This is a genomic window from Vibrio fortis (assembly GCF_000695685.1).
Taxonomy (GTDB): Bacteria; Pseudomonadota; Gammaproteobacteria; order Enterobacterales; family Vibrionaceae; genus Vibrio; species Vibrio fortis_A.
Window position 1 is genome coordinate 349,515 of sequence record NZ_JFFR01000027.1, and the last position, 18,629, is coordinate 368,143.

The 18,629-nt window shown below is 43.8% G+C and carries 16 protein-coding genes; 6 read left to right on the forward strand and 10 right to left on the reverse strand.

What is annotated here, in order from left to right; all coding sequences use genetic code 11:
* Positions 1–6 precede the first annotated feature (6 nt).
* The gene (locus tag VFDL14_RS05435) at positions 7–2,445 is read left to right on the forward strand and encodes a VolA/Pla-1 family phospholipase (RefSeq protein WP_032552573.1); all 2,439 of its coding nucleotides are present in this window, start codon (positions 7–9) and stop codon (positions 2,443–2,445) included.
* A gap of 226 nt (positions 2,446–2,671) precedes the next feature.
* The gene (locus tag VFDL14_RS05430; protein ID WP_032552574.1) at positions 2,672–3,229 is read left to right on the forward strand and encodes a PhnA domain-containing protein; all 558 of its coding nucleotides are present in this window, start codon (positions 2,672–2,674) and stop codon (positions 3,227–3,229) included.
* A 68-nt stretch (positions 3,230–3,297) separates the two neighbouring features.
* Here the strand turns inward: VFDL14_RS05430 and VFDL14_RS05425 are convergent, their stop codons facing one another.
* The 5 genes from VFDL14_RS05425 to VFDL14_RS05400 form a co-directional block, all read right to left on the reverse strand.
* Complete coding sequence (locus VFDL14_RS05425) at positions 3,298–4,581, reverse strand: DEAD/DEAH box helicase (RefSeq protein WP_032552575.1); 1,284 nt, start codon at positions 4,579–4,581, stop codon at positions 3,298–3,300.
* Between the two features lie 157 nt (positions 4,582–4,738).
* Positions 4,739–5,464: a DUF1223 domain-containing protein gene (locus VFDL14_RS05420; protein ID WP_032552576.1), complete on the reverse strand. Its 726-nt coding sequence runs from the start codon at positions 5,462–5,464 to the stop codon at positions 4,739–4,741.
* A gap of 143 nt (positions 5,465–5,607) precedes the next feature.
* The gene (locus VFDL14_RS05415) at positions 5,608–5,796 is read right to left on the reverse strand and encodes a hypothetical protein (RefSeq protein ID WP_032552577.1); all 189 of its coding nucleotides are present in this window, start codon (positions 5,794–5,796) and stop codon (positions 5,608–5,610) included.
* Positions 5,797–6,107: 311 nt separating this feature from the next.
* Positions 6,108–7,109 carry a TerC/Alx family metal homeostasis membrane protein gene (locus VFDL14_RS05410; RefSeq protein WP_032552578.1) on the reverse strand — a complete coding sequence of 334 codons (1,002 nt, stop codon included), beginning with the start codon at positions 7,107–7,109 and terminating at the stop codon, positions 6,108–6,110.
* A gap of 493 nt (positions 7,110–7,602) precedes the next feature.
* A complete protein-coding gene (locus VFDL14_RS05400) occupies positions 7,603–9,348 on the reverse strand; it encodes a bifunctional metallophosphatase/5'-nucleotidase (protein WP_032552580.1) in 1,746 nt (581 codons plus the stop codon).
* 236 nt (positions 9,349–9,584) lie between these two features.
* On the opposite strand from VFDL14_RS05400, the gene VFDL14_RS05395 reads away from it, so the two are divergent.
* Positions 9,585–11,225, forward strand: coding sequence for an ATP-dependent endonuclease (locus tag VFDL14_RS05395; RefSeq protein WP_032552581.1), 1,641 nt, complete (start codon positions 9,585–9,587; stop codon positions 11,223–11,225).
* Positions 11,226–11,385: 160 nt separating this feature from the next.
* Here VFDL14_RS05395 and VFDL14_RS05390 read toward each other — a convergent pair whose 3' ends face one another.
* On the reverse strand, positions 11,386–11,880 hold the full coding sequence (locus VFDL14_RS05390) for a DUF1097 domain-containing protein (protein WP_032552582.1): 495 nt from the start codon (positions 11,878–11,880) through the stop codon (positions 11,386–11,388).
* Between the two features lie 204 nt (positions 11,881–12,084).
* Positions 12,085–12,990: a LysR substrate-binding domain-containing protein gene (locus VFDL14_RS05385; RefSeq protein ID WP_032552583.1), complete on the reverse strand. Its 906-nt coding sequence runs from the start codon at positions 12,988–12,990 to the stop codon at positions 12,085–12,087.
* A 258-nt stretch (positions 12,991–13,248) separates the two neighbouring features.
* Between VFDL14_RS05385 and focA the strand changes: the two genes are divergently transcribed.
* Positions 13,249–14,700 carry a formate transporter FocA gene (gene focA / locus VFDL14_RS05380; RefSeq protein WP_032552584.1) on the forward strand — a complete coding sequence of 484 codons (1,452 nt, stop codon included), beginning with the start codon at positions 13,249–13,251 and terminating at the stop codon, positions 14,698–14,700.
* Positions 14,701–14,897: 197 nt separating this feature from the next.
* On the opposite strand, the gene VFDL14_RS05375 is transcribed toward focA, so the two are convergent.
* The 3 genes from VFDL14_RS05375 to VFDL14_RS05365 form a co-directional block, all read right to left on the reverse strand.
* Positions 14,898–15,467, reverse strand: coding sequence for a YceI family protein (locus VFDL14_RS05375; RefSeq protein WP_032552585.1), 570 nt, complete (start codon positions 15,465–15,467; stop codon positions 14,898–14,900).
* Positions 15,464–16,003, reverse strand: a complete 540-nt coding sequence (locus tag VFDL14_RS05370; protein WP_032552586.1) for a cytochrome b — start codon at positions 16,001–16,003, stop codon at positions 15,464–15,466. Before VFDL14_RS05370 ends, VFDL14_RS05375 begins: the two co-directional genes overlap by 4 nt.
* 148 nt (positions 16,004–16,151) lie before the next feature.
* Complete coding sequence (locus VFDL14_RS05365; protein WP_032552587.1) at positions 16,152–16,397, reverse strand: DUF2164 domain-containing protein; 246 nt, start codon at positions 16,395–16,397, stop codon at positions 16,152–16,154.
* A gap of 195 nt (positions 16,398–16,592) precedes the next feature.
* On the opposite strand from VFDL14_RS05365, the gene VFDL14_RS05360 reads away from it, so the two are divergent.
* Both VFDL14_RS05360 and VFDL14_RS05355 read left to right on the forward strand, forming a co-directional pair.
* Positions 16,593–17,228: a hypothetical protein gene (locus VFDL14_RS05360; RefSeq protein WP_032552588.1), complete on the forward strand. Its 636-nt coding sequence runs from the start codon at positions 16,593–16,595 to the stop codon at positions 17,226–17,228.
* A gap of 553 nt (positions 17,229–17,781) precedes the next feature.
* Positions 17,782–18,519 carry an EAL domain-containing protein gene (locus tag VFDL14_RS05355; RefSeq protein ID WP_084181917.1) on the forward strand — a complete coding sequence of 246 codons (738 nt, stop codon included), beginning with the start codon at positions 17,782–17,784 and terminating at the stop codon, positions 18,517–18,519.
* Positions 18,520–18,629: the final 110 nt, after the last annotated feature.

Here is an 18,629-nt window from a genome sequence, read left to right on the forward strand (position 1 = left end):
GATGCTATGAAAAAGTTATTTAAAGTTTCAGTCTTGGCGTCAGCCATTATTCTTGCTGGCTGTGGCGACGATACATCTAGCTCAGGTGCTTCAACGACACCGCAATACGAACAACATATTCAGGACTCATTAGCTCAAGCGACGAACATTAAGTTCCATCTGTCAGGGGCAAACACCTCGGTTCCCCTACCTAGCTTTGCTTTAATGGATAGTACTGATGGCACTTTAGGATTACCGACAAGTGGCAACGATGCTCTAACCAATCCACTAGCAGCAATGAACACTATGGATGGTTGGTCAACCTCAATGCCAATCATTATGAACTTTGAAGGCGCAGGCTTAGCCGACGGCGCTGCCGCTGCAGGTGTCTACCTACTTAAACTTAGCGGTTCATTAACATCTGCAGCAGCACCTACTGTCACACAAGTACTGACACTAGGCACTGATTTCAATGTGTTATCTAGCGCCGCGTCGGACACGTTTACGATCGTGTTTAATGACTCTCTAGATGCATCAAGTGAATACGTGTTGGCTCTGTCTAACGAATTGACAGACGTTAATGGTGATCCAGTTGGCATGTCAGCAAGCTATGCTGCGCTAAAATCAATGACCACCACCTACACAGAAGGTAGCTTGGCTCAAGCGCAACAAGTCACGCGCGGTGTAGAACAAATTTTTGCCGGCGCCAATGCCGCAGGTGCGATTACACTTGATACGCAGGACATCATCTATTCAACTTGGTTTACTACCCAATCTATCGGTGACACGCTATTCGCGACTAAAGGCGCCACGGCAACAGGCTTAGGCGGCACCGGACTCAATGATGTATGGAAAGGAAGTGCAAAAGCTGATGGTGTAGACCTATCTACGGCATATGGAATGCAGTTTGTTTCGACGAAAGACTTTACTACTGCACTAGACGAAGATGCAGATTTTGACAAGTACATTGGCGGTGGTGATGCTACGGCGATTGCTTTAGCAAAAGGCGCAATCAACACAATGTACGTTGCTTCAGGAGCCAGTGTAGACGTAAGCGAAGGTTTTGTTCAACTACCGCATTATCTAGAAAAAGGCGCAGCGAACTGGAATTCTCAGCCATTCGAATCAGCGATGCCGAGCCTAGCTAAAGTTTCTGGTGCCTTGGGTAATAGTGCAGAACAAGCCAATATGGTTGCACAACTTATGGCGGCTGGCATTGATCCTACTCTACTCGCTACGAGCCAAACTGAACAACTTAAACTTATAGGCTTAGATTTAACGCTAGTAGACGGCACTCCACTTGATAGTGAAAGAGTCATCACTAAGTACTCGCCAGTACCACAAGTTAAATCTTTAGAGACTGTTGAGTTTCTGCTGTTCACACCAAATGGCTCAGATCCTACAAATGTAGTGATTTACCAACACGGTATTACGTCAGCCAAAGAAAATGCTTACGCTTTTGCTTATAACTTGGCGCAAGCGGGTCTAGCAGTATTGGCTATCGACTTACCGATTCATGGTACCCGTAGCTTAGACGATGCACGTTCTGCGAACGCAAACGTACTTGCATATTTGAACCTAACCAATTTACCGGTAGCACGCGATAATGTACGTCAAAGTGCTCTCGACGTAATGGGCTTACGTGCATCTCTTGCTGTGTCATCACAAGCTAATTTGTTAGGTGCATCACCGCTAAAAGGCTTCGACCTAGCCACAGGATCTCAAGTTAAGTTCTTGGGGCATTCGTTAGGTGGTATTGTGGGCACTACTGCAGTCGCCTCATCTAATCGTACACTAGGTAGCGCAACAGCTGATGCTCTGTACAACTTTAGTGCTGCGGCAATTGAAAACTCAGGCGGACAGATTTCCAACCTTCTTCTTGGTTCTACTGAGTTTGGTCCACAAATAAAGCACAATGTAGCATTAGGCGCATCATCAGAATATGTGGCATTTGCTACGGCAGCTTGTGGAAGTTTGACAGATAAGCAGTGTTACGAAACTTTCGAACAAGGCGCGACAGCTGTTCAAAAAGCACAGATGGAAGCGGCGTTTCAACAGTTTGCGTATGCTGCACAAACTCTGTTAGACACGATCGACCCGTTTACTAATGCGGATCATTTGCTAAATGCAGGCTCACCTGTACTTCCTGTTTACATGGGCCAAGCACAAGACGATGACACTGTGCCGAACTCAGTAGCAACAGCTCCATTTGCCGGGACAACACCACTAGCAACAAAACTTGGCCTAAAAGTAGTTGACTCGAATAGTGTTGCACCAGATGGCGTTAAAGATTTTGTGAAGTTCAATAACACAGCGACGCACAGCACGTTTGTTATCCCGCAAGACGACACGCAACCATTACCTTTGGATGCAGCTCATCACGCAGCGATGCAAGCACAAGCTGTGGATTTCCTACTTGATAACAAATTAGATGCTGTTTCAAATGCAGCTTCAGTTTTAGAGTAACGTTAAGTCTAACCTTAACCCCAAAATGCCAGCCTAACCGCTGGCATTTTTTATTTGGAACTCTCCTACTTTGTCTCTCGCAAAATCGTTTGCATATAGAGTTTAAGCATTTCGATTGATCTCAGCTAAAATTAATCAAGACAGAATACCGTACGAGGCCTTTCATTCTATTAAATAAAGTGGATAATAGCCTCGTAAATTAACACCTAATAAATGTGAGTCCATTATGTCTTCTGAAGCAACTATGCTAGAACGCTGCCAATCTAAATGTGAACTATGTGGTTCTGATTCTTCTCTTACTGCATACGCAGTACCACCACACAGCCACGTTACGGTAGACCACGGCATCATGGTATGTGACAAGTGTCTTGGTGAGATTGACGATCCTAAAGACATCAACCACTGGCGTTGTCTAACAGACAGCATGTGGAGCCAAGAGCCACCTGTACAAGTAACAGCATGGCGCCAACTAACGCGTCTAAACACAGAAAGCTGGGCGCAAGACGCACTAGACATGATGTACATGGAAGAAGAGACTTCTGTTTGGGCTCAAATCGGCATGTCAGCTGATGATAAGCCTCTTGATTGCAACGGCGTTGAACTGAAAAAAGGTGACGACGTAACGGTAATCAAGGACCTGCCAGTTAAAGGCACTAACCAAGTAATCAAACAAGGTACCGTTATCCGCGGTATCAGCGTTGGTGACGACCCTAAACTGGTTTCTGGTAAAACAAACGGTGGTCAATCTATGTACGTGATCGCTGAGTTCTGTCGTAAGAAGTAATCGCTTCTGCCAAAAACTCAAAAAGGCGCTCATCGAGCGCCTTTTTAGTATCAAAACCTCATACGAGGCTAGCTATTTTTAAGCCACACATCTTGGTTTTGTGCTGCTTTCTTCTTCTTTTTCTTCTTACCTGTTCCGGCTGGTGGCGCGACTGGTTTAAGCGCTGCAATCAGTTCTGCAACCGCTTCTGCATCCACTTCAAAGCCTTCTACTTGCTCTCGATCCAGACGAATCTTGTTCTTCTTCTCGATGATCTTGAAGTGGTGGTAGTCTTCATGGTCGATCAAAGACAACGCCAAACCAACCTCTCCTGCACGACCACTCCGGCCAATACGGTGCATATAGTCTGATGGGCTACGCGGTAGATCGAAGTTAATCACAACTGGTAGCTTCTCAATGTCTAAACCACGAGCTGCAATATCAGTCGCAATAAGTACGTCGATTTCACCCAACTTAAAGTCTTCTAGAATGCGAGTACGGGAGCCTTGACCTTTATCACCATGGAATACTTCCGCAATGATACCGCGCTTGTACAGTTTATCCGCTAAGTGCTCACAGCCATTTTTTGAGTTAACAAAAATTAGAGCTTGTCGCCATTGATTCTCTTTAATTAAGTGCGCCAATAGTGCGGTTTTACGTCCCTTCTCTACTTCAAATACACGCTGAACAAGCGTGCTTGCATTCGCGCTTTGTAGCTGAACCTCAAGCGGGTCGTTAAGTAGTTCTTCAGTCAGCGCTTGCACTTGTTCTGGGAACGTCGCAGAGAAAAGCAAAGTCTGTTTTTTAGTAGGCAATAACTTACGAATGGCGTCTAGCTCTTCGGTAAAGCCAAGACTCAGCATTCGGTCAGCTTCATCGAGGATCAGCGTTTTTACACGATCCAACTTAACTGCGTTGCTAGAAACCAAATCAAGTAGTCGACCCGGTGTCGCAACAAGAATATCAGCACCACCACGTAGGGCTTGCATCTGGCGATTTACTGATACACCACCAAATACACAAACCGTTTTAATCGCACCATTAAAATGCACAGCGTACGACTTTACGCTGTCTGATACTTGCTTTGCCAATTCTCGGGTTGGAACCAAGATAAGTCCTGAAACATGGTTTCCTTTACCACGGCTTACCGGGCTTTCATGGTAAACCTGTTGTAATAGCGGCAGTGCAAAGGCTGCGGTTTTGCCTGAACCCGTATTTGCTCCAGCAATAAGGTCACGGCCTTGTAATACACTCGGAATCACTTGTGCTTGAATAGGCGTGGGTTGTTGATACTCAAGCTCAGTTAAGCGAGAAACAAGTGGCGAGATTAAACCAAGTTCAGAAAAGTTGGTTGGTGTCGTGGTATCAGTCATTAATGGAAGAGACTCAATGATAAAATAGAGCGCGCTATACTAGCGCATTTACGCCTCTTTCCGTACTGATTTCCTTGTAATTACCTAAATCCAAGCTCAACTAAAGCGAGGTATCAGGTAAATCTTATTAAATGGAGCTTTGAACTCTACCAACTCATCATTGATTAAACCATCCGGCGACGGTTTGTTCCGGTTGATAGGAGTTGGGTTTGGTGAGCCACACCGCTACCGCATCCGGCTTAACGACAAGTGGACTAAAATCAATATCAAACTCCCAACTTGATTCGCCACGTTGAAAGCCGTTATAAACCACCACGAAGTCATGTTCGAGCTCTCTGCCACGATTCTCACCCGCTTTCACTTGAGTTACTTGGTTCATCGCGAGTAGGACGATATGAGCAACATAGTCGCCATCCCCTTCGTAGTTCACTTTAAAGGTATTGTCCGAGCGGTTTAGACTCAAAGCGGGCTTATCAGTTTGCTGCATCGAAGGCAATGTGCGATCAAGCCAGTTAAAGTAACCACGCCACTCTTTACCATCGACCACAAAGCCTGGTGTATAAACGCTGCTTACAACTCCATAAGCTTTATACAAACGCTGTTTTTGACTAAACGCTTGGCTAGCGAATTTGTCACTCCAACCTAGATAGTTCCAATAGTCGACATGGTATGCAAGTGGGATTACCTCTTGCCAGAGTTCAGGGTGGGTTTCGAGCTTACTCAAATACTCATCAGCCGGAGGACAACTCGAGCACCCTTCTGATGTGAATAACTCGATAATTTGAGCAGGTTGGCCTTTATGCTCCCAACTTTCAGCAAGAATTGGTGTTGAACACAGCGCAAGCGGTATACCTAGCCAATGACTTTTGCAGATACGACTCATAGCGACTCCTTTCCTGATCTTTCTTATCTCATGTGCATTAAGTGCACCAAGTTATAGATAAGACCGAGTCGTCATTAGTTTCCTTTCAGGCACAAAAAAGCCAGCTACATGAGCTGGCTTTCATCAATTCTTATCTCGCAAGATTAACGGTAGATACCGATATCTTTTTGCATGTGACCAGAAAGGTCGCTTGCGTAGTAGCTGCGAGGAGTGTTATCAACGAACAGGATATCGATGATGTGTGCAATCAGTCCTTTGAAGTTAACCGCGTAGGTCTTCTTATCCATAGAGTTTGGAACAGCGATAGTATTCATTTGCATTGCTTGAGCCATGATTGCCTCTCTATAAATTTTTTAAGTGTTTCGTCTTGTTGGTGAGAATAATAGGCGATTATTTGCAGGTTAAAAAATGACAAAAACTAGAAGTTCGGATTAGTTTTTCTAATAAAACAAACCATTAACAACCGTATAGAATACGCACTCACACAAAGTGAATTTAAATTCAAATTTACGCTTAAAACTTGAATTTAGTACAAATTAGACTCTAAACAAAGAGGCCAAGGTCACAAAAAATTTACATAAATAAATTCTTTGCTCGCTTGGCCTCGAGAAAATAACCACTATTTAGATAAGTTATTTTGACTTTAATTTGTCTGTTCTATGTCTGACTTATTTCCATAGATAGATGCTATAACCGCTACTGTCATGGTGGTGATTAAAACGCCCAATGACCAATAAGTCGGAATCGCATATTCGCTTTCCACCAGCAGCATCTTGATACCAATAAATACCATGATGAACGCCAGTGCTGGTTTGAGGTAGATGAACTTGTCCATCATGCCTTGTAGTACAAAGTACAGCGAGCGAAGACCTAACAACGCAAATACGTTAGCCGCCAAAACCAAAAACGGTTCTTGTGTCACTGCGAAGATTGCAGGGATAGAGTCTAGTGCGAACATTACATCCATGACTGCAATTGCACCAATCACCAACATCATCGGGGTGATCATCCATTTAACGCCTTGCTTCACGACTAATGACGCGCCATGAAACTCTTCGGTCACAGGCATCACTTTACGTAACAGCTTTTCAGGTAGCGTATTCACGCTCTCCTCTTCGCCTTTATCAAGCGCCAATTTCACACCAGTTGCGATAAGGAATGCTGCAAACACATACAGTACCCAATGGTATTGTGCTAGTAACTGAGCGCCTAACGCGATCATCACCGCGCGTAACACTAGTGCACCAATCACACCCCATAGCAACGCTCTAGGACGTAAATGCTCAGGTACTTGGTACTGACCAAAGATCATCGCGAAAACAAACAGGTTATCTACGCTAAGCGATTTCTCTAACAGATAGCCCGTGATAAACGAGACCGTTGCTTTCTCTGCAGTGTAGTCGCTATGAGGCGCATAGAATTCCCAAAACAGATAGATTGAGCCTGCAAACAGGAATGCGAGCAAAAACCAAAAGATGCTCCACACCGTCGCTTTCTTAATGGTGACATTGCCACCACGAGTCTGATAGATATCGACAGAAACTAATACTAACGTCAGTATGAAGAAGCCCACGTAAGTCATCACATCTGGTGACGTTGACAACGCGTCTTGCTGAGTTGATAAAAGAGATTGAGTTGAGTTCATTATTCCTCCGGGCGGAAGAACTGTTCAAAGACCTTCCGCAAACAAAACAGATCAAGGTCCAAAATGGCACTTGATTGTGATTGCGTTGGTCTCGTTGAAGTGAAATATGGGATTTCACCTTTACGCACCGGATAGGCACTTGGCCTAACGAGATGACGATACGTAAACTTGCGCTAACTACTCCCCAAACGCGTGGATAATATTCCCGAATTTGTGTTTCGTCTATATAAATTTGCACTAAAAAAACAAAAAGAGGCAAAAAGCCCCTTTTGTTTGTTGTCGTTGTTAACTGCAGGTGTCAGCCATAGATCGTACTAATCTCTAGCGTTCTTTCCTACAGTCCTGCAATAGGTACGAAGTAAACCAGCGCCGACCAAACCGACACCCAACCTACTACGGCTACCGCATCCAACCAATCTTTCTTCCACATGTTTCGTCTCCTGCCAAATAGAGCAACTGCGAAACATCAAGCAAAAAAGATACCAAAAAAGTATTAATGTACTTTTTTATAGCAAACCAAACAGTTCTGAGCGTCACGAGTGTTTAACGCCTCTGGATTTGCTTTTAAAAACTCAATGAAACAGTCCGCCATGGATAGCGTAGTCACTGTCCCTTCTCCCTGCATATTAAGCACTGCGTCATAGCCTTCTTTGCCTTTCATGGTATAGGCAGATGACGAGCCACGATACATCTGTTGACGCTCAACGGGTTGCCAATCACCATTACGAAAGATTTCTAGATGATGAATTCGATGTCCTACCGGTGCTTCTGCGTGGTAACAAAATCTTAGATTATGGGTATAAGGAAAACTGCCTGAACCTGTACCAACGACGCCATTATCAAGCGCATTATTAATTGCACCTTCCAACATAGCGGCAATGGTTTCACCATTTATTTGATACGTTCCTATCGGTACGGCAAACGGTAGTAGCTTTCCGGCAATATCTGCAACTGATACATCACCAGCGTTTAGAGAATTACGCACACCACCAGCATTGTGAATTGCAAAGTCCACATCCAAACCACGTTGGTTCATTGCATAGTGGAAGGACTGAGCGACAAGCGGCGCTAGCTCACTTGGCCCTTTTGCATCAGGCACCCGGACATGACGTAGCTTATCCGTTGCTGTCGCGATAATTTGCTGTTGTAGCTGACGTACTCGCGGAAGGTACTTGTCGGTTAAGATACACTGAATATCTTGGTCTTTTTTACATACAGAGATATGGGGATGGTTATTCAAGTACTCACAAGCGAGGTCGTGAGCATCCCCCTGACCTACTTCACTGAGTTTTGCATCGATAAACAGACGACGGCCAAGAAGCAATTCATTTCGACCATTGAAGTGCACTACTTTTCCAGACTCATCAAATTCAATCTCACAGTGGCCTAAAGACATAGAGTGGAAGCCAGCTTGAACGACGTAGGTATCATTGATTTTCACGCCATACTCGTCATCTTTAATCAAGCCAATGTCGGAAAAGTCACCCTGTAACCTGTGGCTATGCCCTCCAACAATAAGTCCAATACCGTCTACTTGATTCGCCATTTCCAAATCACCCTCATAACCTAAGTGACTGAGTAAAATGGTCTTATTGATACCTTCTTGCTGAATTTGCTCGATGGTGGCTCTAGCCGTAGCTACGGCGTTCTCAAACGGTGTGTCGATATCTGGGTTCGCAATCAGCCCCATTTGGTCGATACTAAGGCCGAAGATAGCGACTGGCTCACCATCAAACTCTTTTACAATGTAGCTCGCGCTACGCGTATCAGGAAGGAATGCTATGACTTGGCTATTGTCAGCTAACGTATGAGTTTTCTTGATATCCTCATTCGATAAATTCCAGTTACCCGCCAACAAAGGAAATTGAATGCGTTTAGCAAACTCGGCAACAGGTTCATTACCCATATCGAGTTCGTGATTTCCTAGTGTCATTGCATCGATGTTGAGCGCATTCAACAAGTCCGCATTGGCTTTTCCCTTAAACAGAGAAAAGTACAACGTCCCTTGGAAGCAGTCCCCAGCGTGGAGAAACAGCGTATCTTTGCCCTGTCGAGTGGCATCTTCTTTTAGCTGCTTGAATCGAGTTGCGATGCGAGCAAAACCACCAGCGCTTACATAAGGCTCTATGATTTGCTCATTCACTTTTAGTGATAGTTGTAATGACGTTGGTTCAAAGTATGAGTGGGTGTCATTAATATGCGCCAATACCAGTTTCGCTGGCTTATTCTTTTTTGTCATATGTTCTCTCTCTTCTTCCCTTCATACTAGGTCGGGAATCATGACAGAATCGTGAATTTTATGAAACAGCACTGCAAAAAAATACGCGTGATAGATCAATAATCACATTCGGTTCGTTTAAACTTTAGACTCTGTTTTGTGACAACAGAATACACCTAGCACAAAAATATCGATTATGATTATAGATATCTGTTTGCTTTCAAAGCATTAGCAGATCTTCTGTTAGGAGTAAGCCTATGCAATTAGAACGAATCGAGATTTCTGGATTCAGAGGTATCAAACGGATGTCACTGGCATTCGATGAGCTCACAACGTTAATCGGTGAAAATACTTGGGGTAAATCTTCACTGCTTGATGCTTTGTCTGTTGTACTCCCCGCCGATGGCGTGCCTTATCAATTCGAGATGACAGACTTTCATGTAGACTATTCAGTCTCGCACCCGCAATCGCAACACCTGCAGATTGTGCTATCCCTAAAAGCAAATGATAAATCAGAGTTGAATGCTGGGCGTTATCGCAAACTCAAGCCAATATGGGTTCAAGATGAACATGGTACTTATCGAATCTATTATCGAATCAGCGCAACGCTAGAGCAGTATGAAACCACGACTCACTACGCCTTTCTCGATTTAGACGGTAACCCACTTAAACTGCACCATTCAGAGAAGCTGGCTCAAGAACTCATGACTCTCCACCCTGTTATTCGCCTTCGAGATGCTCGTCATTTTGATCGTCCGTTTAATGGCAATGGAAATGGTAACGGCCATCAGACTCGGATTGAAAAGCGTATCGATAATACCTGCCGTCGACTCATGGCGATACCAGGCCATGTCAATAAAGGTGAAATGCGCAGCAGTTTAGATTCGATGCAGAGTCTAATAGAGCACTATTTCTCTTTTAAAAGCGTTTCACGTAAAAACCCTCGCAAACAACGCGATGGACTTATGTATTCAACGGGAATCAACGACAAGAGCATTCATGAACTCGTTGAAGAGACCAACAATAAACAGACACGTTTGCTGTTTATGGGCTTACTTAATGCTTACCTTCATGCCAAAGGGCCAAATGACTTAAGACGCTGTGCACGGCCACTTTTGATCTTAGAGGATCCTGAGGGTCGTTTGCATCCAACGCACCTTGCGAGAGCCTGGAGCTTGTTGCAAAAACTGCCGATGCAGAAAATCCTGACGACTAACAGTGGCGAGTTATTAGCAGCGGTGCCTTTGCACTCTATTCGCCGTCTAGTGCGTCAATCAGACAAAACCATCGCCAATCAATTGAACATCTCTCACTTTAGTAAAGACGAACTTCGGCGTATCGGTTTCCATATTCGTTTTCATCGTTCGGGAGCCTTGTTCGCTCGTTGTTGGCTGCTAGTGGAGGGAGAGACGGAAGTCTGGTTGTTCAATGAGTTAGCGAATCAATGCGGCTATAACTTAGCGGCAGAAGGTGTGCAGATTATTGAATTCGCCCAATCTGGGTTAAAAGCGCTGATTAAGGTAGCTAAAGAGTTTGGTATAGATTGGCATGTCGTGACGGATGGCGATGCGGCTGGTAAGAAATACGCTGCGACTGTACTCGCTAAACTTGATAATGACCAACCCCGGCACCGACTCACAGAGTTACCAGAGAAGGACATCGAACACTACCTTTATATGAATGGCTTTGAGAGCTTCTTTAGAGATATGGTGAAGATCCCTTACGATCACCCTATTCCGCCAAAGAAAGTCGTGGCTCGAGTGTTGAAGAAGCACGCTAAGCCTGATCTGGCGCTTGCTATCGTCTCACACTGTGAAAATCGAGGTCTTGAGTGCATTCCTCTTTTGCTTCGCTGGACACTTAAACGAGTCATTACCATGGCCAACGGCAACACATAGCTCTTACAATTTAACTCTTCTTCCGTCTCAAAAAGAAAAAAGGCACACCAAGTGGTGTGCCTGTATAAAAAGTCTATACAAATTAATTGGGGGTTATCTTTCACAGGGACATATCCAATCCGACAACACCACTGAAACCTACAATTACTTTTTCAATAACTTACGCTTCAACGCGGTTGGCGTGCTGTTCTGCCTTTGGAGAAGATTGAGATGATTTTTCGTGAAGCCATACGCCACTCGTCTTCATCAAGTAACCAAACACACCACCTAGCAGTAGTGAAGGCACGACTAGTTGCCAATCACCGGCAGCGGCAAACGTTGCACAAGAACCGATAAAAGTCCCTGGAATGTAAGCTAACCAGGTCTGTTTTGCTTGAATACACATGAAGAAAGCGACAATAGCAGTGATGACATAGCCTAGGATCTCTAAACCAGCAAAGGTAGAGCCATGAATGATAACCATTGCCCAGAATACGCCTGTCATGTTAGTGAGTAAGCTGCTCAGCAGCCCTTTCACACCATCGGTAGGTGATGCGAAATAACTGGTGCACCCTAAGAAGCCCGCCCATGAGAGCAAACCAAAAGAGATAGCAATCCAGCCCCAAAGACCTGACAAAATACCTGTTGTTAACGAAATCGCGACTAATGTACTCATACTATTTCTGAACTCACAGCGCTCGTTTAGCACTAAAATGTTCAGCCTCACTAGAAATCAAGTAGGCATAGTATGGTAACTAACAAAGAAAACGGACGATCTAAGTCACAATTATAATGTATGAAAGTGACGCTTTATCAGTAGATAGAGACCGATATCGCTTATTCAACAGATATCGGTATTAAGAAAAGAGCAGAAAAGTGGTTATAGAACGGAAGGACGACTCTTCATCATGCGTTTTCCTTCACGCTTAATGCACTCAGCTAACGGGTTTTCGGCCATATCTGCACGCCAGATAAATGAGAGCGTTCTCTCCATTTCTAATTCAGGCACGTTCAAAGTAACTAGCTGACCGGATTCGATAAAGCGCTCAACATCAAGATATGGCAAACAAGTTAGGTAAGGTCCATTTGCCACCAAACTTCTCAACACAGGTACGTGCTCGTACTCTCGCCAAACGTCTAGATCGGCAATTAAATGATGAATAGAGCTATCAAAAACTTTGCGAGTACCTGAACCATGTTCTCGAAGTACCCATTTCGCTTGCTCAAGTTGAGCCAAACTCACTCTTTCACGCTTGGCAAATGGGTGATGTGCTGAGGTAACAACGGTGAGATGGTCTGTACACCACACTTCTTGGTGAATTCGGTTGTCATCACAGCGCCCTTCGATAACACCCAAGTCATATTGATAATCAAGAACGCCTTCAATAACCGACTGAGTACTTTGCACGCCAAGTGATATACGCATCTCTGGAAAGTCGTTATCAATAATACTGATGAGGTCTGGAACCAAGTGTTCCGCAGGGGTTTGGCTAGCGCCAAGACGTAGTTCACCACTAAGAAGATGCTGCTCATAGAAGCCCATCTCTATCTGTTGTGCATCTTGAAGAAGGCGTTTTGCTTTTGGTCTCAACCACATCCCCCAATGGGTTAATGCCATTTGCTTCCCCTGTCGTTCAAACAAGGGCCTGCCTAGCATCTTTTCAAGTTGAGCGAGTGACATACTGGTAGCCGACTGAGTCAGTGCAAGCTTATCCGCCGCTTGGCTTACACTCCCGGAATCTGCAACGGCGTCAAAGACGGCAAGCTGCTTTAATGAATAACGCAAATTTCTTCCTTAATCTCTTGTAATTATCTGTTTTCCGACGCTCTTTTTTATAAAGCCTTTGAGCAATCGGTTTCATTGTACCCTGTCATTTTTCTATATCAATATTTCTGATGTGGTTTTTAAATATTATCAATTTTACCTGTACCCCCAGCACTCGTAATCTGAATGGGCAGCAACGGTTTAGTGGCTGCAATATTCACCATTCACTTAGGTATTAACACTAGGAATCACTTATGACGGATTGTTCAAGGAGGGGGTATGGCGACCAGCACTTCTGATAATCACCAACTGTTTTCGCCAACAGAAATGATGGCTGAAGCGGAAAAATTTGCACTCAGTAAAGCGAATAAAACCAGCAGCATGACAATGAGTCTTGCGATTATGGCTGGCGCATTCATCGGACTCGCTTTTCTATTCTATATCACAGTTACCACTGGCAGTGCCGACGCCGGTTGGGGTTTGAGCCGCTTAGCTGGCGGTCTTGCCTTCAGTATGGGGCTTATCTTAATCGTCATCTGTGGCGGTGAACTGTTTACCAGCTCGGTGCTATCGAGCATCTCCTGGGCAAACAAGCAGATCACCTTTGGCAAGATGCTGTCGATTTGGGGGAAAGTGTATGTAGGTAACTTTATTGGTGCGATGTTCCTACTCGCTCTTGTAAGTGCCGCAGGGCTTTATCAACTCGACGGCGGCCAATGGGGACTAAATGCGCTCAATATCGCGCAACACAAACTCCACCACAGTCCGATTCAAGCATTTGCATTAGGTGTGCTTTGTAACCTACTGGTTTGTTTAGCGATTTGGCTAACCTTTAGCTCTGCCAATGCAATGACAAAAGCGATGATGACAGTACTACCTGTTGCCATGTTCGTTAGCACAGGCTTTGAGCACTGCGTGGCAAACATGTTCATGGTGCCACTGGGTATTGTGATTCAAAACTTCGCCCCAGAAAGCTTTTGGACACAAATTGGCATGACATCTACTCAGTATGCCGACCTTAATGTCATGCAATTCGTCACTGCAAACTTACTACCAGTGACACTCGGCAACATCGTTGGTGGCTCTGTTCTCGTAGGCTTAGCGAATTGGAGCATCTACCGCAGACCGCAGCTTAAAGCGGCCAAAATAACAGCAATAACACAAGCAACTCAAATTACGTCAGTTAAGGAAACTACTATGAACACGAACACAATCATCAAAACAATCATGAACACGAGCCCGACGACTCTATCTGTTGAAATGCCAACTGCTGTTGCTATCGACACTCTGCTAGACGCACAACAAGTAAGCGCGCCAGTGTGTGATTTAGAAGGGCGCTTAGTGGGTGTATTCTCAATTCATGACGTAATGGTCGACCTTTGGTGCCAAGACTACATCCCAACCGCTGGTCAGAAGGTTGTCGATTTAATGAGCCGCGATGTAGTAGCGATTGACGCCAATGACAAGCTTGTGGACGTCGCGGAATTCCTTTGCATCGACAAAGAGCAGCTATACCCAACATCTAGCATGGGCATTGCAACTCGCTTTACCACACTTTCTTTAGAAGAACGTGCGAAAGCGATGAAAGTGAGCCAACCACACATGCTTCCAGTTCTTGAAAACGGCACGATGGTAGGTGTTCTAACTCGCGCTGAAGTGATGCAAGCGCTTCGCCCTATCTATGGTGACCGACTAAACGTAGTGAAAGAGACAGAACTAGAAACGGCATAACCTCGGATAGACAAAACACGTGATAACAGCGTGTGGCTAGAAAAAATGTCTCGATTGAACTGATACCGTTTGGATAACTCTATTCAATACGCAAGATAACACCAATCAAAAAGACTCATGGCTTAATAACGAAAAAGGCGCGAAGCTTCTGCTTTGCGCCTTTCTGTATGTATGGGACAGAGGTTAGTCTATTCGACTTACTTCTTGATACCTTCTACGTGAAGTTCCATGTCAACGTAGCTAGAAGCGCCCATGACTTTAATATCAAAGTCAGCAAGCTCTAGACGAGTTGTACCGATGAAACCTGCACGCTCACCACCCCATGGGTCTTGGCCAGCACCGATGAACTCAGCATCGATCGTGATTGGTTTAGTCACACCGTGCAGAGTTAGGTCACCCATTACAGCCAGTTTACCATCACCGTTATCAACCACTTTTGTGCTGTTGAATATCGCTTCAGAGAATTTACCTGCATCGATAAAGTCACCGCTACGGATGTGCTTGTCACGCTCAGCGTGGTTTGAGTCAAGGCTTGTAGTATCAACCACAACGTTCACTTTAGACGCTTCTACGTTGCTTTCATCAAATGAGAAGTCACCAGAAAATATGTTGAAACGTCCTTTAATAAAGCTGTAACCAAGGTGGCTCACTTTGAAGTTAACAGACGCGTGTGCGCCTTTTGTATCAATCACGTAATCAGCAGCGTTCGCAGCGAAAGGCATTGCCATAGCAAAGGCTAGTCCTGTAGCGATAATTGATTTTTTCATTTTGATGCTCCTATCATTTTTCGTAGCGTATCGTCTTTGTCGATAATGTGGTGTTTAATCGCAGCCAGTGCGTGAACTGATGCCAATACAATCAGTACCCAAGCTGCATAGTAGTGTACGGTTCCTGCCAAGTCGGATTGGTTAGCAAATAACTCTCCCATACTTGGAACAGTGAACCAGTTGAAAACATCTATGCCACGACCATCTGATGTTGAGATCAAGTAGCCAGACACAAATAGAGCCAACAGATTTAGATACATGAAGCCGTGTGCAGCCTTCGCCGCCACCACTTCATAACTTTTACCTTCAACACTTGGTGACGCTGTCACTGTTTTCCAGATCAATCTGAATAGGGTCACAGCAGCCAAAATAATACCGATTGAACGATGCCAATCAGGCGCCGTTTTATACCACTCGCTGTAGTAAGAGAGGTCAACCATCCACAGGCCAACACCGAATAATCCAAAAATTGTCAGTGCTGAAACCCAGTGCAACAGTCTAGCTATTGGATTGTAGTTCTTTACATTATTACTCATGTTTCATTCCAAAAGGTTGCAGTTGGTATAGTATGAAGAGCGTACATTACTCTGTGTTGTTGAAACATATTATTTACCTAGCTTTACATAAATGACATAACTAAAACTCAAACAACATGTTCGAATAATTTGAACAAGATGATTTTACTTATAACTCAACGACCTGCTCTATCTCGTAAAGTTCATCGCTAATGTCGAGCATCTTACGCTCCATCACCTTTTGCGCGTCCTCGATTCCCTTGTTGTAATAGACAGCACCAAATTTTTTGCTGATAAAATCAACAAGAAAGTCCGCGTCAAATTGGCCTATCTCGACATCGAGCTCATCTTGCAAGTAGCGTTGCAGTACTTCTGTCATTTCAGTCTTTTGTTTACTGTCTAACTCTATGGTCATCACTTCCTCGTAAGTCTTTCTAAATATTGTTATTTATAAATGTTAAACGCCAATAGCACGCTTACAACATAAAAATCGACACACAGCTTAATTTTGATAAAGCGATCAAGAACTGAGCCATTGTTGTTGGCAAATTACACAGTCATTACCTTACTATTCAGTTATCAACATTGTAGCCATGTATAAGGACATTCATTGTTATTAGATCTCGTGATACAGAGCATCAACCTCTTCCAAGAGGATTGCCTGAAGTTGTGCGAACATCACTACCCTACCGTTCACAATCAAGGAATCAGTGAGCACCATATTGGTAAGGCATTTGCACGACGAATGCAGCACACACTACTTAGTTTTGATCACGAGAGTATGATTCACCCACTCGATATGCTGCCGCTTAATGAAACGGCACGACATTTTCGCATCTCGTCAGAAATTGGCACAGTATGGGTCATTAGCCACCATATGGTGAGCGCAGGTAAAACGTGCCGTAAGAAGCTTCTGGTTGATGTCCATCATTGGCTCGGCGAATACGGTTATGCAATCCAACCCAATGACCTACTTATCATTGTTTCTGACCATTGGATAAGTCGCAGTAAGCACAGCCGTGAACTGTTGCATTGGTGGATGGGTGAATTGCCGGATGAAATTACCGAATACAGCCAACAAGGCATAACCTTGCAAGAAAGTGATTCACAGTTCGCTTCAGATCTGAACATCAACTTTGGTATAACCCCTTGCTTCATCAAATTCGGGCACCCACTAAAACGCTCAAACAATCAACAATTAGTACGCAAGTACATTCAGCTCTACGCGGTTATGCAATGGGTTTAGGTGTAACTTTAGAATTAAATACTCATCTAAGCTCATAAAGCGAAGAAATACACCACTCACTATTAAAACTATTAGTTTGTTCGTTTATCTCTAGTAAATATATTGTTGATTTATTTCAATTTTATTTTTCAGGAATAACTAACACTTTAGTATGGGCTATTTCATTCTATTTCTAAAATTTTGATATTGAGTCAAAAATCAACAGAGAAATGGTATTTAGATTGGTATCACGATATGCGCTCGAAATATATTAAACCTAACTCAAGCATTGCGATGCATAACACATTAACTGGCTAGTATTTGCTCAGCAAATCACACAAATAGAATTCATAACCCAACCGAATAAATATAATTTTCCGCAATTTATAATGTTAAATTGTTTTTATTTATATATGGATCGCGTTAATGCTTCTTTTATTAATTGACAATTTATCCACGCGTGTCAATATTGTGACACAAGGAATTATTTATCCCTTTAATGGATTATCTTTAATTAAGTATGATTTTATCTGACCGTAGTGAATTCGTTAAATGCATCTCTGTTGATGATCGGATGCAGTTTATTGCTAATTACCAAAACCTTACTTTAAGAAGTGTTTATCAGCCCATTTTCAACGCAAAAATGGAGCAAATCGGTGTTGAAGCATTAGTTCGAATTACTGATCAAGACGAGCAAACTATCAGACCAGATCACTACTTACACTCTGATGAAACATCCATCGACGACAAAATCAATGTAGAGCGCTTGAGCCGCGTGATTCACGTTCGTAACTTTGCGCAGTCTACGTCTCGTCACCTTCAGCTTTTCCTTAATGTACTACCCAATGTTGGTGAGTTGTTTGCTAACTCCAATGTTAGTGATAGCTTGCTGGCCAAACGCTTAGTTGAACTTAACCTGTCGCCTGAACAGATTGTAATGGAGCTGGTTGAACTGACCGCAGACAGCGAGGAGAGGCTCAAAGAAGCAGCAGGTTCTCTTGCAGAGAATGGTTTCAAGGTTGCCGTTGACGACTACGGCACTCAAGCTTCAAATGAAGGAAGAGTCCGTCACATTACCCCGCATATTATTAAGGTTGATCGTTCATTGATGCTGGAGTTTGAACAAGGTAATGCAAAGCCTATTCATGATGTTCTAGCGCTAGCCAAATCAATCAATGCTCAGACCGTAATCGAAGGTATCGAGACTCAGCAACAGCTAGAGCTAATGCAAACAGTAGGATTTGATATGTATCAGGGCTACTTTTTAGCTATGCCGACACCAATTGAGTTGGATGTTCAAATCGCAATCTAAGCTCAAATCCATACCTTGTTTATCTTCATCTCGCTTCCCGCTTATCCAATCTAACAAGATCAAAAAAGCCCAGCCTATTTCAGGCTGGGCTTGGCTAAAACGAATCGTTT